The organism is Paenalicyclobacillus macrosporangiidus (genome assembly GCF_900116805.1).
Lineage (GTDB): Bacteria > Bacillota > Bacilli > Alicyclobacillales > Alicyclobacillaceae > Alicyclobacillus_H > Alicyclobacillus_H macrosporangiidus.
Genome location: NZ_FPBV01000001.1, coordinates 239,300 through 257,699, shown reverse-complemented (window position 1 = coordinate 257,699; position 18,400 = coordinate 239,300). Strand labels below are relative to the sequence as shown.

The following is an 18,400-nucleotide window of genomic DNA, read 5'->3' as shown; positions in this document are numbered from 1 at the left end:
GCTCAGCCCTTGTACAAGAAGGGCACATAGGAGACTGGGTCGCGTCGAATGGCTCGGGCCAACAAGCGAGCCTGCAGAACCGGCACCCGCCCGAGCGATACTTTCGTGCGGAGCATGGGATGCTCCACCTCGTCCTGCTTACGCTTTTGATAGGCGGCGATCACGGTCCGCCTCCCCCGCTCACCCAGCGACACGGCCCCGCCGGGCAACAGTTCAAAGTCGGTCTCGCGTAACTGACGCCGGTTGAACAGCGTGATCGCAATCCGGTCGGCGAGAATGGGTCGCAACTCCTCCATAAGATCAAGTGCAAGTGAGGGTCTCCCTGGCCACAGGGTATGGAGGTACCCGATCTGCGGATCCAACCCCACGCTTTCGACGGCCGACACCACATCGTGCGAGAGCAAGGCGTACAAAAACGACAGAACACAGTTGACCGCGTCACGCGGCGGTCTGCGGGTGCGTCCCTCGAAGACAATCCCGCTGTCGACCTGGTCGGTCAATTGTTCCGCAAACACAGAGAAATAACGCTTCGCATTAATGCCCTCGATCCCCCGCAGGGCATTCAGATCCGTCTCTGCGCGCAGCCGACGGAGGTCCTTCGCCATGTCGTGCGCGGCTTGCCGAAGGGCCTCCTCGGACGCTTTGCGTGCCGTGTCGCGTGCGGTTCGCAACAGACACTGTCGTGCATTGTAGATCTTGCCGGCGACGATGGCTTGCACAATCGGCACGGACCGTGCTCTATCCATCCAGACCTGGTACTGGGCCGTCCGGAGCAGCACGTTGCCCGATTTGGGACCCTCCAACCGATACAAGAAACGGCCCCGCCCGTCCAGACGAACCACGCTGCGCCCGTCTCGTGCACACCGTTCCAATAATGGGCTCGTCAACGACACCCGGCCAATCGCCACGATGGATTGGACATGGTGCAGGGGGATTTGCGAGATCACCTCTTTTTCGCGTGTGGCCACAACCGTATCGTGATCGAGCCGCAATACAACGCCGTCCGTCTGTATATACAACGTTTGAAATGCCACGTTCATCCGATGTCCTCCCCCACCTGCGCCAGCACATCGTACCAGGAACGCGGTGCGGTCCCGTCCGTCCACTCCGGCATGCAGACGTCTTGCAACGAGCAGTGCGTGCATCGCTGGTCGTGGACGGCCGGCGGCAGCGCCTCCGCAGTATACAAGGCGCGAACGGCTTGTACCATCTCTTCCACCTTTGCACGCAACTCGGGTGTGAACGTCACCACCCGTCGGTGCCGGGACGAAACGTGGTAGATGGCACCCTCCGGTACCGGAACTCCGCACATGTCTTCGAGACACATCGCCTGGGCGCACAACTGAGTGTCGTCCCAGAGGTGTCCCTTGCGCGGACCATGTTTGAACTCCACCGGATATGGGGTGTCCCCGTGCCATTCGACGACATCACATATGCCTGTCAACCCGAGCCGCTCCGACCATACCCGCAGGGACGTTGTGATGGTGTACCCCTTCGACGAGAGGACATGCTCCTCGTCGACTCGTTCGTGGGACCATTTGCCCTTGGCCGTCCAAATATTGTCCACGAACACCTGCTCAATGTGGATGAGCGCACACTGCCGCGGGCAATAGGCGTAGTGTTGCAGGGCGGAGATTGGAATGAGTTGATCCTCCTCCAAGTCTATGGCCCTCCTTGGATTCGACTAAGACTATCGCTTGTTTTAGTAAGAGTCTTCACCGGGAGGGACGGGGTTTATACCGGTTTGGCGGATGGGCGCAAGGAGAAAAAGAGCGAAGAAGAGCGGCCCTTGCCGGATGGATAGGAAAGGGCCGCGTATCGTGCACGGGATGGAATCGTCGTCGGCTAGGAGGACAGCGCCGAGGCGTGGTTTTTCCGGCCGGTCGACTGGAGTGTCCGGTGGAGTGTCCGTTCTGGGAGCGGTTGGGATGTCGGCTGGAGTGTCCGGTGGGCCCGTCGGCTGGGATGTCCGGCTCGTGATCCGGCCCATGCTCCGGTTGGCGTCGACGCAACGACAGGGCTCGGGACGGGATTCTTGCGGCTGTGAAAAATCTTGATGTGTGGCGCTGCGTCTCGAAAACCTCATTCGGAGTCCGCGCGCGGGATTCTACGGAGGCCGCTGGAGGAGGCGGATTGACTTGGAATGGTCACCCTGACCGTGGTCGGGGCGTGTCGATGGGGCCGCAGGCTCCGCCTGCGGATCAACGTGAGTTTAGGGAGTCGACTCAGGCACGCACGCAAGCGGCTTCAATGGGGCCGCAGGCTCCGCCTGCGGATCAACGTTGCGGTACGCAGGGAGGATCAACTCGCGGAATGCCTCTGGCTTCAATGGGGCCGCAGGCTCCGCCTGCGGATCAACGGGCCGTTGCCTCAACGGCCCCAACGGGAACGATGCTTCAATGGGGCCGCAGGCTCCGCCTGCGGATCAACCCGATATGCGGTTGAGCAGAGACTGATCCCTGGCTTGCGCTTCAATGGGGCCGCAGGCTCCGCCTGCGGATCAACTTTCAAGCCGAGGGAGGTGGCGCGTGGATGGGCAGCTTCAATGGGGCCGCAGGCTCCGCCTGCGGATCAACAGTTGTTTGAGGGCAGGACGGTCCATATTTTTCGCAGCTTCAATGGGGCCGCAGGCTCCGCCTGCGGATCAACCTGATGCTGTTCGGTTACTACAATGCACAGGACATGCAGCTTCAATGGGGCCGCAGGCTCCGCCTGCGGATCAACATCTGCACCTTGTACTCCAACTGCCTGCGAAACTCATGCTTCAATGGGGCCGCAGGCTCCGCCTGCGGATCAACGTGCTCGATGGCGTGCTGCTGGTACGCATGCGGCATGCTTCAATGGGGCCGCAGGCTCCGCCTGCGGATCAACCTGATGCTGTTCGGTTACTACAATGCACAGGACATGCAGCTTCAATGGGGCCGCAGGCTCCGCCTGCGGATCAACGTCGCGACATACCCCACGATTACCCCACGACCCCGTTGAAGCTTCAATGGGGCCGCAGGCTCCGCCTGCGGATCAACGGCCCCACGGCGGCCGCCCCAGTGCGTACGCCAGACTCAGCTTCAATGGGGCCGCAGGCTCCGCCTGCGGATCAACTGCTCCAGCAAATTGAGAAAGCCCGTTCCAATCATGCTTCAATGGGGCCGCAGGCTCCGCCTGCGGATCAACTCTTCCCCACTCGGTCCTACTGACACAAGGCTTCGCACGCGTTTTGCGCGAACCCCTGTTGTTGGCATGGCCGCTGGATGCCCCAATCATACAGGCTGTGCTCCCAAAAAGCCAAGATCGGCCGGAATTGTCGACTCGCACGAGATCCGCGAATCCCCTGGGAAATCACCGCCACTTGGGGTTCACGCAAACCCTTTCACGCACACCCAAGCAGGGCCGAGAATCTGGCCGGAACAAACATATCCAACGGACCATCCAGGAGCACCCAAGTCCCGCCATACGCCTCCATCCCGCCGTCACAAATGCAGAGCCCCAATCGCCCACGGCGTGCATCTCGATGGCGAGTTCGCCAGGTTCAGCGCGGAACCCGGCACCGAATGACTCACTGGACCGGCGCGCTTAGCTTCCCGCATCCCGATCTGCGGCTTTCAACCGAACGGGTTTGAACAACCCCATGCCAAAATGGCAATTGGAACCGAGGGCGATGGGCCCGTGAACGGGCGTGTCGAACTCGAGACGCCAGTAACTCCCCCGCATGTCGGGGAGATGTTGGCGCTTCGTGTGGCGAAGGCGACGGAATTGGTGAGGCGGGACCAACTTGCCGCGGATTTCCACGGCCTCCAAGATCTCGATGCGCACCGGTTCCGGCAAACCGCGCAGGCGCAGTTCCTTCGCAATCTGTTCTTTCGGGCCAAACCGTCCGTTGCGTTTGCTGTGCCAAGGGTGCAAATAGGGCGTCGCGGACTCCCACACCTGGGAAACCCCCATGAGCGGCGTCACGTCGTCGGGAGCACTTGCAGAAGAAAACATCCCTTCGAGGTAAACCGCCCATTCCCGTGACGGACCCGGCCACCAGGCGGGTGTATACAGCCGCCGGATCTGCTGCGTGGCACGAACCACCTCTGGGGAGAAGGGAACCCGGGCGTAGAGGACCACGTGATCAATCCGTCCGTCTTCGTCCGCATCCTCCGGCAACAAGAACAGGTGTTCATGCCCCCGTTCGCTCACGGAACCGTCCTCCTCTCTCCCGGTGACGAGCAGGGGCGCTCCCTCTCCGCACTTGTCTACCAACGCCACGTGAAGCACCTCGGTCACATCCAGGGCGTCTTCGACGCGCGGCTTGACACGGCTGGTCAACGCGAGACGGGCCACGTTCGCCTCCGCCCCATGGTCGTCCGTGAAGAGAACGGTTCGGGGGGCTGCGCGATGGAGCATCGGCCGATAGTACACGGCCCATCGCGCGCCCACCGGCAGATTCCTCTTCTCGGCATGAAGCGAACCCGTATCCACCTGAATCGCCTCGTAAATATCCCGCGGCAGGTGGGATACCGCGGTTCCGCGGCGCCGCCCGCGCTCGCCCTGGGCAGCCTGTTGCGGAGCTGCCAGGACACTCTCGGCGTACAACTGCGGAGGGACCGGGGCCAGAATTTGCACCGGCTCAACATCCTCCGTCGCGCTCAACACTTCAGCAATCTGCGATCCCGCCGGACCACAGTTGATCTTCTGCGTGGCTTGACGCACGGCTTGCACATGCACCCAGCTCTCCGCCCGGCCGAGATAACCCAGCACTTCGGCCAGTTTGGATAACAGGTCGAACTGTTCGTCCGTGGCACTGAGACTCGGCCAGTAGACCCCGAGCACGGCGTCCCGTGCCACGCGCAGGAAGGCGTCGAACACCAGCGTCGTGGTCCCGCCATGGGCCGGCATGTAATGCCGGCTGTGCGCGTGCACGGCAAGGGGAAGCGCGTATACCGGTGACTCTGTCGCCAACAGCAGGATGGTGTCCCGCAGAAGCGTCTCCGGATATTCCGGCGCCAAGTGATACCGATGCCACGCCGCCACGAGGCTGCGAAGCAGCCGCCAGGGCGAGGGAGGCCACTCCACTTCCGCCTCATTCACGTGCCTTCCCCACGGCGTCGCGTGATACGTGCCGGCGGGAAACCGAAACTCCAACCCGATCACTGCAGTCCCTCCTCCTGTTTACGGGCTCGTCCAGGTCGCCGTCAAGGCTTCTTGCTGTAGGTCACCACCAGTGGCTCGGCAAACTTTCCCTCCGCCTTCAATTGTGCAATCCACTGGGGAAGCACTTCCGACAGCTCCTGCAGTGAGGGAAGTTCCCACCCCGTCGGTTGGGTCACGATGACCTGCTTGCAGCGCAGATCGCACGCGGTTCGCAGCCGAAGGCCTGTCGCCAGGAAACGCAAGACCTTGAAGAGCGCAAAGGCGGTGAGGAAGTCCTCCGCCAGGCCTCCCAGGCCAAAGGCGCGGATCTGCGCCAAATCCAAGTTGAAGTATGCCGTGATCTCCCGCGCCACGAATTCCTCGCGGTGAAACGGCACGTTGCCGAAGCCCTCTTTTGTTGACCCGCTTGGATTTACGCGGTCGTTTTTCACCCCGCCGCTCTGGGCGACACGTACGTCCTCTGCCTCAATAAAGGCCGAGAGCGCTCGCGGCAGGCGAAAGCGTCCACCGGCGAGCTGCGGTTTGGCCAGGAACACGCCGTGCAGGACCGCGTTGGTATCGTACCGGAACAACACCTCGGCCAGTTTGCGCAGGTTCACCGGCCCCTCTTCTGCTCCTGTCAGTTCCGATTGCAGCAGATGGAACACGCTTTTATCCGGTCCCTCCAGAATGTACGGCGAGTTTAACCGATGCGCCTCCAGCACCGAATTGGTCAACGGCCGGCCCTCGGCATCCAGCACGCGAACGAGCGGAAGACCGCGCAGGGGCTCCACCCAATCATCGTTCGCCTCATCCCAACAGACCGCCTCGAGGCGGTTTGCCATGCTCTGCGCCGACTCCACCAGGAGCATTCGCCGTTGCCCGTCGGGGGCGTCGTACTCGGCGGGGCCGAGATCAGGAAACCCGGTGGGTTGGAACCGCGTTCCCTGCAGCGGCTCCAGTTTGGCTTCCAACAACAGTCTCGAGACCTCTCGCAACGGCCTAAAGTCCAACATCTGCTCGTCCTCCTCCGTGTTCAGTGAAAACCTGTCCACCCAACTGCTCCAACGCTTCACGTTCCGCGACAAGATCCAGCAATCGGCGCACGTCCTGCGATGACAAAGGAAACAGCGTCGCCGCAGCGATCCGGCGTGGCGGCAGCCCCATGGTCTGCACCCGTTCCAACCGAGGGACCAAACCGCTTGCGAACAACCTTCGCTCTGCCGTCAGAACGGCGCGGTGCAACAGCCGGGCATCACCCGAAACCAGGTTGTACAACCAACCGCGCGGCACGGGCACACGAAGGCGGCGCTCATCTGCACCCTCCCCTTCGGCCACCCCCGATGGTCCAAAGACAGCCCGTTCCAGGTCTGAATCCGGGGTCAACACCAACTTGCTCACCGCAAATGCCCAAGGCACCCAATCGGGCTTCGGTACCGCCGCCGCGATACGAGTCTTCTGAACCTCGTCCCTCACACTGGCCAGGGGCAACAGTCCCCAGATCAGCGCCTCAATCCGCGCATCGTGCACCCGGCCACTGAGAAACGCGATCACGTGCCCCAGCGGCGCGGGCCGCCATCCGGTGAACGGCTTTCCGTCCTCACAGGTCGCCTTCCACTGCGGACTCGCCGCATCGAGCAGACGCCGATGCAAGACCGATGTCAGGTTTCGCACCAGATCGCCATGGTGCCACACCACCCGCGTGGTATCCTGCTCGATCCAACGGTGCGGAGCGAGCGGATCGACAGGGGACAGATAGGCCCGCAAAGCAGGTCCCCGCGGCCAGCGCAGGCTCACCAACCCTGCCGCCAGGGCAAACTCGGGAGATCCGTCCGCGGCGGCCTGCCACCAACCCGAATGGGTCAGCACCAGCGGATTCAACGCCTCACGAAGGGCCGGCCGATGCGCCAACATCCGTTCGACACGCCCCAATTCGATGAGCAACCGCTGGATGCGCAACGCACCCCCGTGTTGACACACAGCAAACACCGCTTCCGCCACGCGACGATACGCACTTTGGACCTCGTGGCCGGCCGACCGGGCGGCCCGTGCCAGGTGGTCCAACCAGCCGCCGCGGCTCAGATCGTCGAGCAGATCGGCCTCCGCCCGCCGTTGGACGCGAAAGCGGATCAGCGGCACGGCCAAGTACGCCTTGCCCATGCGTTGCACAAACGCGTACCGTTGGAAGCTGTCGATCCCGCGGTCCACCCCCAACCGTGCACACGCCCGGGCGAACTCCATCCCGTTGCGCGCGGCCCGGTCCTGAATCTGCGCCCTGCCTTCGCGGAAGATGGCTGCCACCTCGCGGAAGCGCGCCGGACGTTCCCACAGGGGCAACCACATCTCGGCACGGGCCGAGGCTTCCTCCTCTTCCGCCAACCCACCGTTCGCAACGGCAGACGGCGCCACGGTGAACGGATAGCTGACCACGGACGCTGTTCCCACTTCCAACCGTTTGGTCGCCGAAGCCGAAAACACGATGGCCCCTTCCAACATCAACACGTACTCCCATGGATTGACCGACGGCGAGCCGGAATATCCTGTGGTACTGTTGGGTCCGCCTGCGGACCCCGGAGCGAACTGGCCGATGGACACGTCCTTCAGTCCCGCGATGGACTGTGCGAACAGCGCCGCCATCAGCCATCGCCTCGACTCAGGGGTTGGCTGCCCGGTCTCCGGATCCATGACGTCCAACACGCGTTGCATGAAGTTGTTCGTGAACTCCAAATTCCCGTCGTTTCCGCCCGTGCCCAGAAGAGGCGGAAAATCAACTCCAGTCGGAGTGAGGGCGAGCACGGTGTCCATCCATTCCACGGCTTCATCCGGCACATAGTTCCGACACGCGCCAATCAATCGGTCCTTGTCGTCTTCCTTCGGCTTGCCGTCCACGCCGAGCCGCCGCATCACCCCGTCGACGGCCCCAATCACCCGCCGGTACGACGCCAACCGGTCTGCCTGCGCATGCCGGAGCTGATTCACGACTGCCATCGCGCTCTCCCGATGGCTGTAAAATCCGCTGCCCCGGTTCCACGGCGCCACAATCGGGCTCGGCCGGTAGGCTTCCAGGAGGAAGTCCATCAATCCATCCGCATCCAACGCGGACCGCAGATGAAACGTCTCGTCCCGCCACCATCCTTCCGCTTCCTCGTCCACCTGTTCGGAGACGAGGCGCAGCAGCGCGATCGACTTCAGATACCCGGCAAGGGGAATGGGCGAGCAGCCGGTCAGCGTCACCGTGTGCTTCACGCCAGATCCACCTCCTCCTGGGACGCCCGCCAGTCGGCGACCCGCAACAGGGTCTCCAGCCATGCCAGGCGGAATGGGCCAAACCGGTCCAAGAGCCGCTCTACCCCGAGCACCCAACTGTCCAGCGCTGCGCCTTCGCGCACGACCTGCCCCAATCGCATCACGTCCAGATGCAGCGTGGCGGCAGGCAGCGTCGATCCGTCGGGCAACGGCACAGACGGAAGCATGTCCCCGTCCCAGACGCCGCGCGCGAACAGGGTGTCATCCGGAGGCACCGGCTCCGTGGGCACAGACCGAATGTGCAGGCGCACCTTGCCGTGGTGGGCCGCAATGAGGTAGGCCGTCAATCTGACGTCCCAGTCATTGCGCCGATCCGACGCCTGATCTGCCAGATAGGCGAGCGCCGATGCCAGTTCGTGGCGAAACCCGTCCGCGCTGCGCGTATCCGGGCGCCGGGAAGCCGCGGCATCGTCCGGCGCGGCATCGTCTGGTGCGGCGACGGCCCTGGAAGAAGATGCACTTTCCCCTGCCCCCTGGGACTTGTCCTCTCCGGTTCCATCTCGCCGGACCGGCGCCTTCGCCAACAGCTGGGATTGGGACACCGGCGCCCCTCCATCGGGCCACGCCTGTTGACGCAGACGCGTCTGAAACAGGATGTGGGCCTTGCCGCGATCATGCTGCCGGGCGGCCTCGGCCAAAACGGACAGTTCCCTGACCTCGGGAAAGGCCTGCCGAACACGCTCAGCGGCCTGGGCCACGTCAAGCAGATGCCGTCCCAATTCGACCACCGTGCCGTTCACAGGACCATTGTCGTTGTCCTGATCATGCGCCTCAAACGGTGGATTCGGTTGTTCCATCGCCTGGGGCACAGGCCGTACAAGCGTCCAGCTGTCCGGGTAGAAGCCGAGATGCGGGTCGTATCCGCCCATCCTCCCGTCGAGCAACAGCAGTTGGCCGGGGACGATCCCGTTCCTGTCCACCTCTCGCCACCGTCTCCGAAGGGGGTCCCACGCCCACACCTTGCGTGCAGTCTCTTTTCCTCTCGCCTTGTGGTGGAGATAATCGCGCAGCATGCGGCGAGAAACGCGGCACACCTCGCGCGGATCGGGGCGTGGCAGGTCCGCCGGAGGCTCCTGGCCGTCGTCCCAGATTCGCCAGAACACCTGGACGTCGCTTTCCTCCGCGTCGCGCACGTACGGCGACACGTCGATGTCAAAACCGGTCAAATCCGGCGTGGTGTCAAACAACGCGAGCAGATCCCGCCGGCGCAGGACGTGACCATATTCCATCTGGGGACGAACGTCCGGCAACCGGTCAATGCTTACGTCCGTGAGGCTCTGAAGCACCGCACGGGCATCCGCCAGGGATTCCGGGGGATAGGGAAGTGCAGCGTGCTCCTTGGATTCGATGTCCACCCAGTGCACCTGCGCATTCGTCGCCCGTCCGTCCCGGTTGCAGCGGCCGAAGCGCTGGACCAGGTTCGGCCACGGGGCCAGTTCCGTGACGAGCGTCGTCGCCGACAAATCCACCCCGGCCTCCACCGCCTGGGTGGCGACGAGGATGGCGTCTTTGTCCTGAAACTCCCGGAAGGTTTTGTGGATGGGATCGCGATCGCCCGGCCGAAACCGTCCGTGTACCAACTGAACTTCGCTCGCGGCCTTCGCACCGTGCAGTGCAATGAACAACCGCTGCGCCCTCGCCACACGGTTGACCACGACGAGGGTCAATGTGCCCTTGCGATGGACATCCTGCACGTACTGGGCGAGTTCCTGGATATACGTGTACGGATGGTCCGCACCGCGCTCGGTGAGGGACACCCCCGCCTTCACCAAGGGTTTTGCGGCGGTCAATCGCGTCCTGGCCTGGGCCCGGTCGTCGTCGTCTAGGCGGAGCACCACCGCATCGTCCGGGGCGTCGACGGTCCGCAGCCAATCGGGGTGGAGCGTGGCCGACATCCACACGGTGCGCGTCGGGCCGTAGGTCCCCATCTGTTGGCGAAACGCCTGTAATTGACGGGTGGTGGCGAGCGCATCGCCGAACAATTGCGGTTCGTCAACAACCCACAGACAGTCGTTGTTGAGCATGGAGAACTGCATCGGCCAACGGTAACGGCTGACCCCGTATCCGCGATTGAGCGCCCGGGAGAGCAATTGGTCCTGCGTCCCGACGATGACCTGATCATCCTCGGGCCGCGCATCCCACCCCTGCGCGAGGTCTCCGCCCATCAGCACATGGACCGGGATTCGGGCGGAATCACGGGGTCCTCCGATCCACTCCGGTAAGTCATCGGATTCCAACAACTCCAGTCTCAGGAACCACTCTCGGATCTGGTCGGCCGTCTGCTGCACGAGGGTCCGCATCGGCAAGCAGTAGACCAGTCGGCGCGGCGTGTCCTGCCGTGTCGCGGCATCCGCAAAACGCCGCCGCCACAGCCATGCCAGGACCACGGCCGCGGTCTTGCCCAAACCGGTCGGTACGGCCAACACCTCCGGCCACGCCTTGGCCTCGGCCAGGCGACGCTGATAGGGATACGGATCGACGCCGAGCGCGAGGTGAAAGAGTTCTTCGAAGCGAATCAAACGCTGCAGCACCCCCTCGTGATGACGCGGGAACGGTACTTAAAGCGATTCATGAGTTCAGCGGGTGGAAATGGGTATTTCTTTCGCCACTATCCGTCATTTTCCTCCTATACCAAAGCTCAATTTCCCATCTCTGCGTGAAGTATCCTGGAAATCTTGCGCGTGGCCCCGAATGGAACGGTGTCGTCCACCGTTTCCGGTGGCCGCCACCGCCTGTTCGTGCGATGATACCGGTTTCAGAAAGTGCAGGGCGTCGGGGCGCCGGCCAGTAAAAACAGATTCTCACTTATCGGCCAGGGCGTATCGGGCGTGAATGGACATTTCGATGTTACGTCTGGCCGCGCCCGCGGATGAGAATGAAGAATGTGATTTATTTCGAACGAGCCATGCCCCTGCGCACCCGGTTCAATGCAAAGCCGTCGCTATCCGTGCCTGGGGTCGGTTGCATAAATACGAATCCGTCGCAATCTGAGACGAGTTCAGCCAGTTAAGAACGATTTCGATACAATCGACCAACCGGCGGCAATCGACCAACTGGCGGCCACAATCGACAAATTGGCGGCATCTGCCGCCAATGCCCCTCCTATAAATCCCCATCGGAACCCCATCCCCGCTGCGGACATCGCATCACAACGCCTGCCTCAGCTACCCCCGCGCCCGCGCGGCCCCATCGCCGTACCCGAGCCGCTCCGAAATGCGCCGCCCCGCCTCCTTCACCAGCGGCACCAGGTCGCGCAGCCGGTCCGGCCCCATGCGATTGCTGGGGCCGGAGACGCTGCAGGCCGCCACCACCCGCCCGCTGTGCTCGAACACCGGCGCCGCGACGCAGCACACCCCCACCTGGTGCTCCTCGATGTCAAACGCGCAGCCCGTGCGGCGCGTCTCCTGCAGGGACTGCAGAAAGGCATCGCGGTTCGTGATGGTGTGCTCGGTCAACTTCGGCAGCCCGTACCGGTCGATGATGGCCTGCACCTCGCGCCGCGGCAGAAACGCCAGGATGGCCTTCCCGAGGCCGGTGGCGTGCACGGGCACGCGTGTGCCGACGCGGGAGTGCATGCGGATGGTGTTGGCGCTCTCCACCTTGTCGATGTACACCACCTCGCCCCGGTCCAAGAGCGCCAGATGCACCACCTCGTTCGACAGGTGCGCGAGCTCCTGCAGATACGGGAGGGCCTCCCGCCGAAGATCAATGGAAGAGAGCAGCTTAATGCCCAGGTCCAACACCGTGTAGCCGAGCTTGTAGCGCCCGGTCTTCGGGTCCTGTTCGATGTAGCCGCGGCGCATCATCGTGCCGAGCAGGCGGTGCACCGTGCTCTTGTACATGCCGACCCGTTTCGCCAGTTCGGTGATGGCGATCCCGTCGGGATGATCGCTGACCACTTCCAGCAGCCAAAACGCCTTGTCGACCGACTTGACCGTGTAATCGTCCACCGCTGTCACCTCAGCCCTGCGCTCCGACTTCGTCCGGCCCCATCACGCGCGCGTGCTCCGGGAAGGTGCCGAAGATCTGCCAGTTCTCTTCGATGATGTGGCGGGCGTTGCGCACCTCCGCGCAGCGCGACGGCTGCGGGATGAGCTTGCCCCGGTTGCACAAGTCCTTCGGGTTGAAAACGGAGCGCACCGCCAGTTGCGCCGTGAGGTCGTCATCGGAGAACATGAACCGCATCTCCTCCAACTTCTCGATGCCCACCCCGTGTTCGCCGGTGATGGTGCCGCCCACGTCGGCGCACACTTTGAGGATGGCCGAACCGGCCTGGATGGCCTTCTCCGTCTCGCCGGGAATGCGCGAGTCGTAGCAGATGAGCGGGTGCAGGTTGCCGTCGCCGGCGTGGAACACGTTGGCGATGCGCAGGCCCGACTTGCGGCTGATCTCGGCGATCCGCTGGAGCACCTCGGTCAGGCGGGTGCGCGGGATGACGCCGTCCTGCACGATGTAGTCGGGCGAGATGCGCCCCGTGGCGCCGAACGCCATCTTCCGGCTGCTCCACCACAGGGCCCGTTCCGCCTCGCTCTGCGCCACTTTGACCGTTCGCACGTGGTGGCGCCGGCAGATCTCGACCACCCTGTCCATCACCTCGTCGACGCCTGCCGCCAGGCCGTCCACTTCAATCAAGAGCACCGCCTCGATGTCGGCCGGGTATCCGACGTGGTAGTTGCTCTTGTCCACCGCCTGCATGGCGAGCTGATCCATCATCTCGATGGCCGCCGGGATGATGCCCGCGCCGATGATGCCGGAGACCGTGTCGGAGGCGTCGGCGACGCGATCGAACATCGCCAGCGCGGTCTTCACCCCCTCCGGCTTCTTCAGGATGCGCACGGTGATCTCCGTGGCGATGCCGAGCGTGCCTTCGGATCCGACGACGAGCCCCAGGAGATCGTAGCCGGGGGCGTCTCCGTACGGCGTGCCGAGATCCATCACGCTCCCGTCCGGCAACACGAACTTCGCTGCGACGATGTGGTTGGTGGTCACGCCGTACTTCAGGCAGTGGCTGCCGCCTGCGTTCTCGGCCAGGTTGCCGCCGATGGTGCACACCGACTGGCTCGACGGGTCGGGCGCGTAGTAGAAGCCCTGCCCGGTGATGCGCTTGGTCAGCGTCAGGTTGACCAGGCCCGGTTGCACCACGGCGCGCAGGTTGTCGAAGTCGACCGACAACAGCTTGTTCATCCGCACCAGGCTGATGATGACCTCGCCGTTGAGCGGGATGGCGCCGCCGCTGAGGCCCGTTCCGGCGCCGCGCGGCAAAAACGGGATGTCGTTGTCGTGCAGCAGCTTGACGACGGCCGCGACCTCCTCCGTCGTCTCCGGGAAGACGACCGCCCGTGGCAGGGCCTGGTGGGCCGTGTAGCCGTCACAGGCGTAAGCGTGCAGTTGATTCGGTTCGCACAGGACCCGCCGCGGCCCGAGGATCTCGGTCAGGGCGCGCGCCAGTTGGGCGTCGTTCATCGCCGGTTTTCCTCCTTTTGATACGCGAGATCGAGCAATTCCACGGTGTGCAGCACGTCCAGGTCCGCCTGGCGCCGGTGCACACCCGCCCGAATCTGCATCATGCAGCCGGGGTTCCCCATGACAACCGCGTCCACCCCCGCCGGGATGTCGTCCATTTTGCGCTCCAACAGCGTCCCTGCCATCTCCGGATGCGTCAGGTTGTAGATTCCGGCGCTGCCGCAGCAACGCTCCGAATCGGGCATCTCAATCACCCGCAGCCCTGGGATGGACCGGAGCAACTCGCGCGGCTGCGAGCGGATCTTCTGGGCGTGGCACAGATGGCACGCGTCGTGGTACGTGACGGTCCGCTCCACCTTGCCCCGCGGCGGGTCATAGCCGACTTCCACCAGCAGTTCCGAGATGTCGCGCACCCGTTTCGAGAAGGCGACGGCTTTCTCGTGGTAGACCGGATCGTCCTTGAACAGCTCCGGGTATTCCTTCAGGGCGGCACCGCACCCGGCGGCGTTGATGATCACGTAGTCGGCGCCGCTTCGCTCGAACACGTCGATATTGTGACGGGCCATCGCGCGTGCCTGCTCGCGATCGCCCGCGTGAACCTGAAGAGCGCCGCAGCAGATCTGATCCCGCGGGACGAGAACCTCCAGCCCGTTGCGGTTGGCGACGCGCGCCGTCGCGCAGTTGACGTCGGAGAAGAACACGTCCATCACACAGCCGGTGAAGAGGGCGGCGGTCCCCTTCTTCTGTCCCTGCGCCGGCATGCGCTCGGGCAGCGCGTCGATGGCGGCCTTGGGCTGGATGTCCGGGATGACCGCCTCCATCTCGCGCAGGTGCTTGGGCAGCACCCGCAGAGCCCCCGTCTTTCGGGCGGCGGTGCGCAGACCGGACTTTTGGTAGAAACGCATCAGGCCGCGCAGCGTCTTCAAGCGCTTGGGGTGCGGGAACACCCCGCGCAGGAAGAAGCGTTCGATGGCGCCCTTCATCCCCGTCTTCGGCTGGGCGTGATGGACCTGGCCGCGCGCTTCTTCAATCAGGGCGCCCACCTGCACGCCGGACGGGCAGACCGTCTCGCAGGCGCGGCAGTCGAGGCAGGTGAACACCGAATCGATCACGGATGCATCCAACGGCAACTTCCCTTCAGCCGCTTCCTTGATGAGAAACACGCGCCCGCGCGGCGAGTGGTTCTCGTCCTTCCACTCCTGGTAGGTGGGACACACCTCCAGGCAGAAGCCGCAGTGCACGCACACGGAGTACTTGTCTTCCTCCGGCGGATCGGGCCACAGAAAGGCCGTCTGCCGCCCCGCCGAGAGCAGTTCCGGCTCTGTCTTCGCCATGTCAGATCCCTCCCACGAAACGGCCCGGGCTCATGATCCCGTTTGGGTCGATGGTGCGCTTGACCTGTTGCATCAACGTCTGGGCGGCCGGCGCGGGCCCGAATGGATCGACCGCCGACCGGACCGCCAGTGGGGCGCGTTCCACCACGCAGGCTCCCCCTTCCTCCGCGGCCAAGCCGCGGCAGAAGCGGACGGCCTCCGCGTAGGCGGGCACATCTCCGCCCGCGACGCTCCAGCGCCCGACCCCGCTGACGGCCCCCGCGCTCACGCGGCTGGTCCACGCCCGCGCCTCGGCGTACTGCTGCAGCCGCTCGGCGATCCCCGCCATCGCGGACGGCTTGGCTTGGAAACGAACGCACACTTCCCCGGTGAGCAACTGGCGGCGGTAGGCTTCCCACACCTCATCGGCGGCGTCGCCCTGCACCACCTCCGCCGCCATCCCCATCTCCCCGGCCCAGGCGAGCAGTTGCCGGGTCTGGGCGGCGGACGCGGACGGGTTCTCGTCGCAGTCAACGGCGAGGGTCCAGGCGCCCGATCCGGAGACGAGCGGCGGCTCGAACGCCCCGCCGATGACCTCGAGGCGACTCGGGATCAAATGCGATCCGACCACGCGCCGGCGCAGCTCCTGCACCTGCGCGACATCGCCGGACAAAAACACCGTCTCCCGGTGCAAGGGAAGCGGACGCAGTTTGAACGTCACTTCGGTGAGGACGGCCAGGGTGCCGAACGAGCCGACGAACAGCTTGGTCATGTCATACCCGGCCACGTTCTTGACCACCTTGGCGCCGGTCTTCACCACGCGGCCGCCCGCCCACACCGTCCGCAGGGCGATGGTCATGTCGCGAAGGGTCCCGTACAGGGCACGCCGTGGCCCGCTCGCGGCGGTGGCCGTGACGCCGCCGACGGTGGCCTCTGCGCCGACCGGCGGATCGATGGGCAGCATCTGCCGCTGCTCGGCGAGGTGCGCCTGCAACGCCGCCAGAGGGAGGCCGGGTTGGACGGAGACGACGAGATCGCCCGGCGCATAATCGACGATGCGGTTCAGGCGCCCGAGCGACAGCCACACCTCCGGACGCGGGACGGGGTGACCGGCGTCGAGCTGGGTGCCGGCCCCCACGGGCAGCACGCACCAACCGTGCTCGTCGCAAAGCCGCATGACCTCCGCCACCTGCGCCTCGTCCTCGGGCTCCACCCACACCGCGGGGCCTGCTTCCGTGACGCCCCGCCCCAGGTCTGACTGCACCTGTGCGATCACGCCGGCGGCACGGATGATGATCTCCGAAATGTCCTCCGGCGCCATGCGAGTCTGTAGCGCTTTCAAGCAGGTTCCTCCGTTCCGGATGACAGAATTGTGTTCCCAATAACGTTCGACTTCATTGTAAGGAAGAAACTTTCCAAATACAATGTGATCGTAAGGAGATTCCAAATTCATTCAAAAGGAGGCGCAACGTTGTTCACCCAAGTCTACAAGCCCGTCTTCGGCAGCCTGGGATGGTCCGCCCTGGTCGCACTGATCCCCATCTTGTTCTTCTTCTGGGCGCTGGCCGTCCGGCGAATGAAAGGTCACGTCGCCGCGGCCCTCACGGTGCTGCTCGCCATCCTCGACGCCTGGCTGGTGTTCCGCATGCCCGTCGATAAAGCGCTTTCAGCGACCGTTCACGGGATGCTCACCGGCATCTGGCCCATCGGCTGGATTGTGTTCACCGCTGTCTTCCTCTTCCGCATCACCGAGCGAACCGGCTACTTTGACATCATCCGCCGGTCCATCTCCAGCATCACGGACGATCGCCGCATCCAAGCCCTGCTCATCGCCTTCTCCTTCGGGGCCTTCCTCGAAGGCACGGCTGGGTTCGGGACGCCGGTGGCTGTCGCGGCGTCGATGCTCGCCGGCCTCGGGTTTGAACCACTTTACGCCGCGGGCATCTGCCTCTTGGCCAACACGGCGCCGGTGGCGTTCGGCGCGGTGGGCATCCCCATCACGGCGATGGCGGCCTCGGCGCACGCCGACTCTCTGCTCATCAGCCAGATGGTCGGGCGTATCCTGCCGTTCGCGTCCATCCTCGTGCCGTTCTGGCTGATGGTCGTCATGAGCGGTTGGAAAGGGATGAAAGAGGTCTGGCCGGCCGCCCTCACCTGCGGTCTGTCCTTCGCCATCACCCAGTTCTTGGTGTCGAACTTCATCGGTCCGGAGCTGCCGGATATCCTGGCGGCCATCGTCTCCATCGTCTGCCTCATCATCCTCCTGCGGTTCTGGCAGCCGAAGCAGATCTGGCGGTTCAAGGGAGAAGCGAGTGCGGCCGAGATGGCGGCCACCCGCGAGCGCGGCGCCGAGCCGAAGCTGACGGGCCGCCAGGTGTTCCACGCCTGGTCGCCGTTCTTGGTGCTGTGCGTCATGATCATCCTGTGGGCGCTGCCCGCCGTGAAAAATGTCCTCGGCAAGGCGACCATCATCTTCAACTGGCCCGACCTGAACAAGCTGGTCGCGCAGACGGCGCCGATTGTCGCCCAGACCACGCCGATGGCGGTGACGTACAAATTCGACATTTTGGCCGCCACGGGCACGTCCATCCTGATTGCCTGCGTGATCGCCATGTTCATCTGCGGCCAGTCGTTCTCCGATTGGCTCCGCACCTTCGCCGACAACCTGCGTGACCTGCGCTACCCGCTCTTGACCATCGCTTTGGTCGTAGGCTTCGGGGATCTGTTCAACTACTCCGGCATGTCCGCGACCATGGCCATGGCCTTGGCGGCGACGGGCGTGCTGTTCCCGTTCTTCTCGCCGTTCCTCGGCTGGATTGGCGTGTTCCTGACGGGCAGCGACACGTCGTCGAACCTGCTGTTCGGGGGCTTGCAGAAGTTGACCGCGCAACAGCTGCACTTGAGCCCGTACCTGACGATGGGGGCCAACTCCGCCGGCGGCGTCATGGGCAAGATGATCTCCCCGCAGTCCATCGCGGTGGGCGCCTCGGCCACGGGGCTGGTGGGCCGCGAGGGCGACCTGTACCGGTTCACGCTCAAACACAGCGTCGCCTTGGTCATCTTTATCGCCATCGTCACCAGCGTCTACGCCTACGTCTTCCCGGGGGCCATCCCGCAGGGGTGACGGCGTGACGGCGCTCAGGCGCGGCGAGATCCGGGGACGAACGTACCGCTCGCATACCATGCCGGGGATGTCAGACGTGCCG

The 18,400-nt window shown here is 64.3% G+C and carries 11 protein-coding genes and 1 CRISPR repeat array; of the genes, 1 reads left to right on the top strand and 10 read right to left on the bottom strand.

Annotation, left to right across the window (positions count from 1 at the left end):
• Positions 1-2 precede the first annotated feature (2 nt).
• The 10 genes from cas1c to BM357_RS01085 all read right to left on the bottom strand — a co-directional run bounded on the left by cas1c (position 3) and on the right by BM357_RS01085 (position 16,536).
• Positions 3-1,040 carry a type I-C CRISPR-associated endonuclease Cas1c gene (cas1c, locus tag BM357_RS01130; RefSeq protein ID WP_074948728.1) on the bottom strand — a complete coding sequence of 346 codons (1,038 nt, stop codon included), beginning with the start codon at positions 1,038-1,040 and terminating at the stop codon, positions 3-5.
• The gene (gene cas4 / locus BM357_RS01125) at positions 1,037-1,660 is read right to left on the bottom strand and encodes a CRISPR-associated protein Cas4 (protein ID WP_074948726.1); all 624 of its coding nucleotides are present in this window, start codon (positions 1,658-1,660) and stop codon (positions 1,037-1,039) included. Before cas4 ends, cas1c begins: the two co-directional genes overlap by 4 nt.
• Positions 1,661-2,169: 509 nt before the next feature.
• A CRISPR array of direct repeats spans positions 2,170-3,171; the repeat unit is 37 nt; unit sequence GCTTCAATGGGGCCGCAGGCTCCGCCTGCGGATCAAC.
• A gap of 399 nt (positions 3,172-3,570) precedes the next feature.
• Positions 3,571-5,133 (bottom strand): type I-G CRISPR-associated protein Csb2, encoded by a 1,563-nt coding sequence (csb2, locus tag BM357_RS01120; protein ID WP_074948725.1) that lies wholly within the window; start codon positions 5,131-5,133, stop codon positions 3,571-3,573.
• Between the two features lie 41 nt (positions 5,134-5,174).
• On the bottom strand, positions 5,175-6,128 hold the full coding sequence (cas7g, locus tag BM357_RS01115) for a type I-G CRISPR-associated RAMP protein Csb1/Cas7g (RefSeq protein ID WP_074948724.1): 954 nt from the start codon (positions 6,126-6,128) through the stop codon (positions 5,175-5,177).
• Positions 6,115-8,358, bottom strand: a complete 2,244-nt coding sequence (cas8g1, locus tag BM357_RS01110; protein ID WP_074948723.1) for a type I-G CRISPR-associated protein Cas8g1/Csx17 — start codon at positions 8,356-8,358, stop codon at positions 6,115-6,117. Before cas8g1 ends, cas7g begins: the two co-directional genes overlap by 14 nt.
• Complete coding sequence (gene cas3g, locus BM357_RS01105) at positions 8,355-10,949, bottom strand: type I-G CRISPR-associated helicase/endonuclease Cas3g (protein ID WP_083430054.1); 2,595 nt, start codon at positions 10,947-10,949, stop codon at positions 8,355-8,357. Before cas3g ends, cas8g1 begins: the two co-directional genes overlap by 4 nt.
• Positions 10,950-11,582: 633 nt before the next feature.
• A complete protein-coding gene (locus BM357_RS01100) occupies positions 11,583-12,368 on the bottom strand; it encodes an IclR family transcriptional regulator (RefSeq protein WP_074948722.1) in 786 nt (261 codons plus the stop codon).
• A gap of 10 nt (positions 12,369-12,378) precedes the next feature.
• Positions 12,379-13,881 (bottom strand): FAD-linked oxidase C-terminal domain-containing protein, encoded by a 1,503-nt coding sequence (locus BM357_RS01095; protein WP_074948721.1) that lies wholly within the window; start codon positions 13,879-13,881, stop codon positions 12,379-12,381.
• Positions 13,878-15,215, bottom strand: coding sequence for a (Fe-S)-binding protein (locus BM357_RS01090; RefSeq protein WP_074948720.1), 1,338 nt, complete (start codon positions 15,213-15,215; stop codon positions 13,878-13,880). The genes BM357_RS01095 and BM357_RS01090 overlap by 4 nt, the downstream gene beginning before the upstream one ends.
• Position 15,216: 1 nt before the next feature.
• Complete coding sequence (locus BM357_RS01085) at positions 15,217-16,536, bottom strand: FAD-binding oxidoreductase (RefSeq protein ID WP_175511392.1); 1,320 nt, start codon at positions 16,534-16,536, stop codon at positions 15,217-15,219.
• Positions 16,537-16,665: 129 nt separating this feature from the next.
• Here BM357_RS01085 and BM357_RS01080 point away from each other — a divergent pair, with 129 nt between their 5' ends.
• Positions 16,666-18,318, top strand: a complete 1,653-nt coding sequence (locus tag BM357_RS01080; protein ID WP_074948718.1) for an L-lactate permease — start codon at positions 16,666-16,668, stop codon at positions 18,316-18,318.
• Positions 18,319-18,400: the final 82 nt, after the last annotated feature.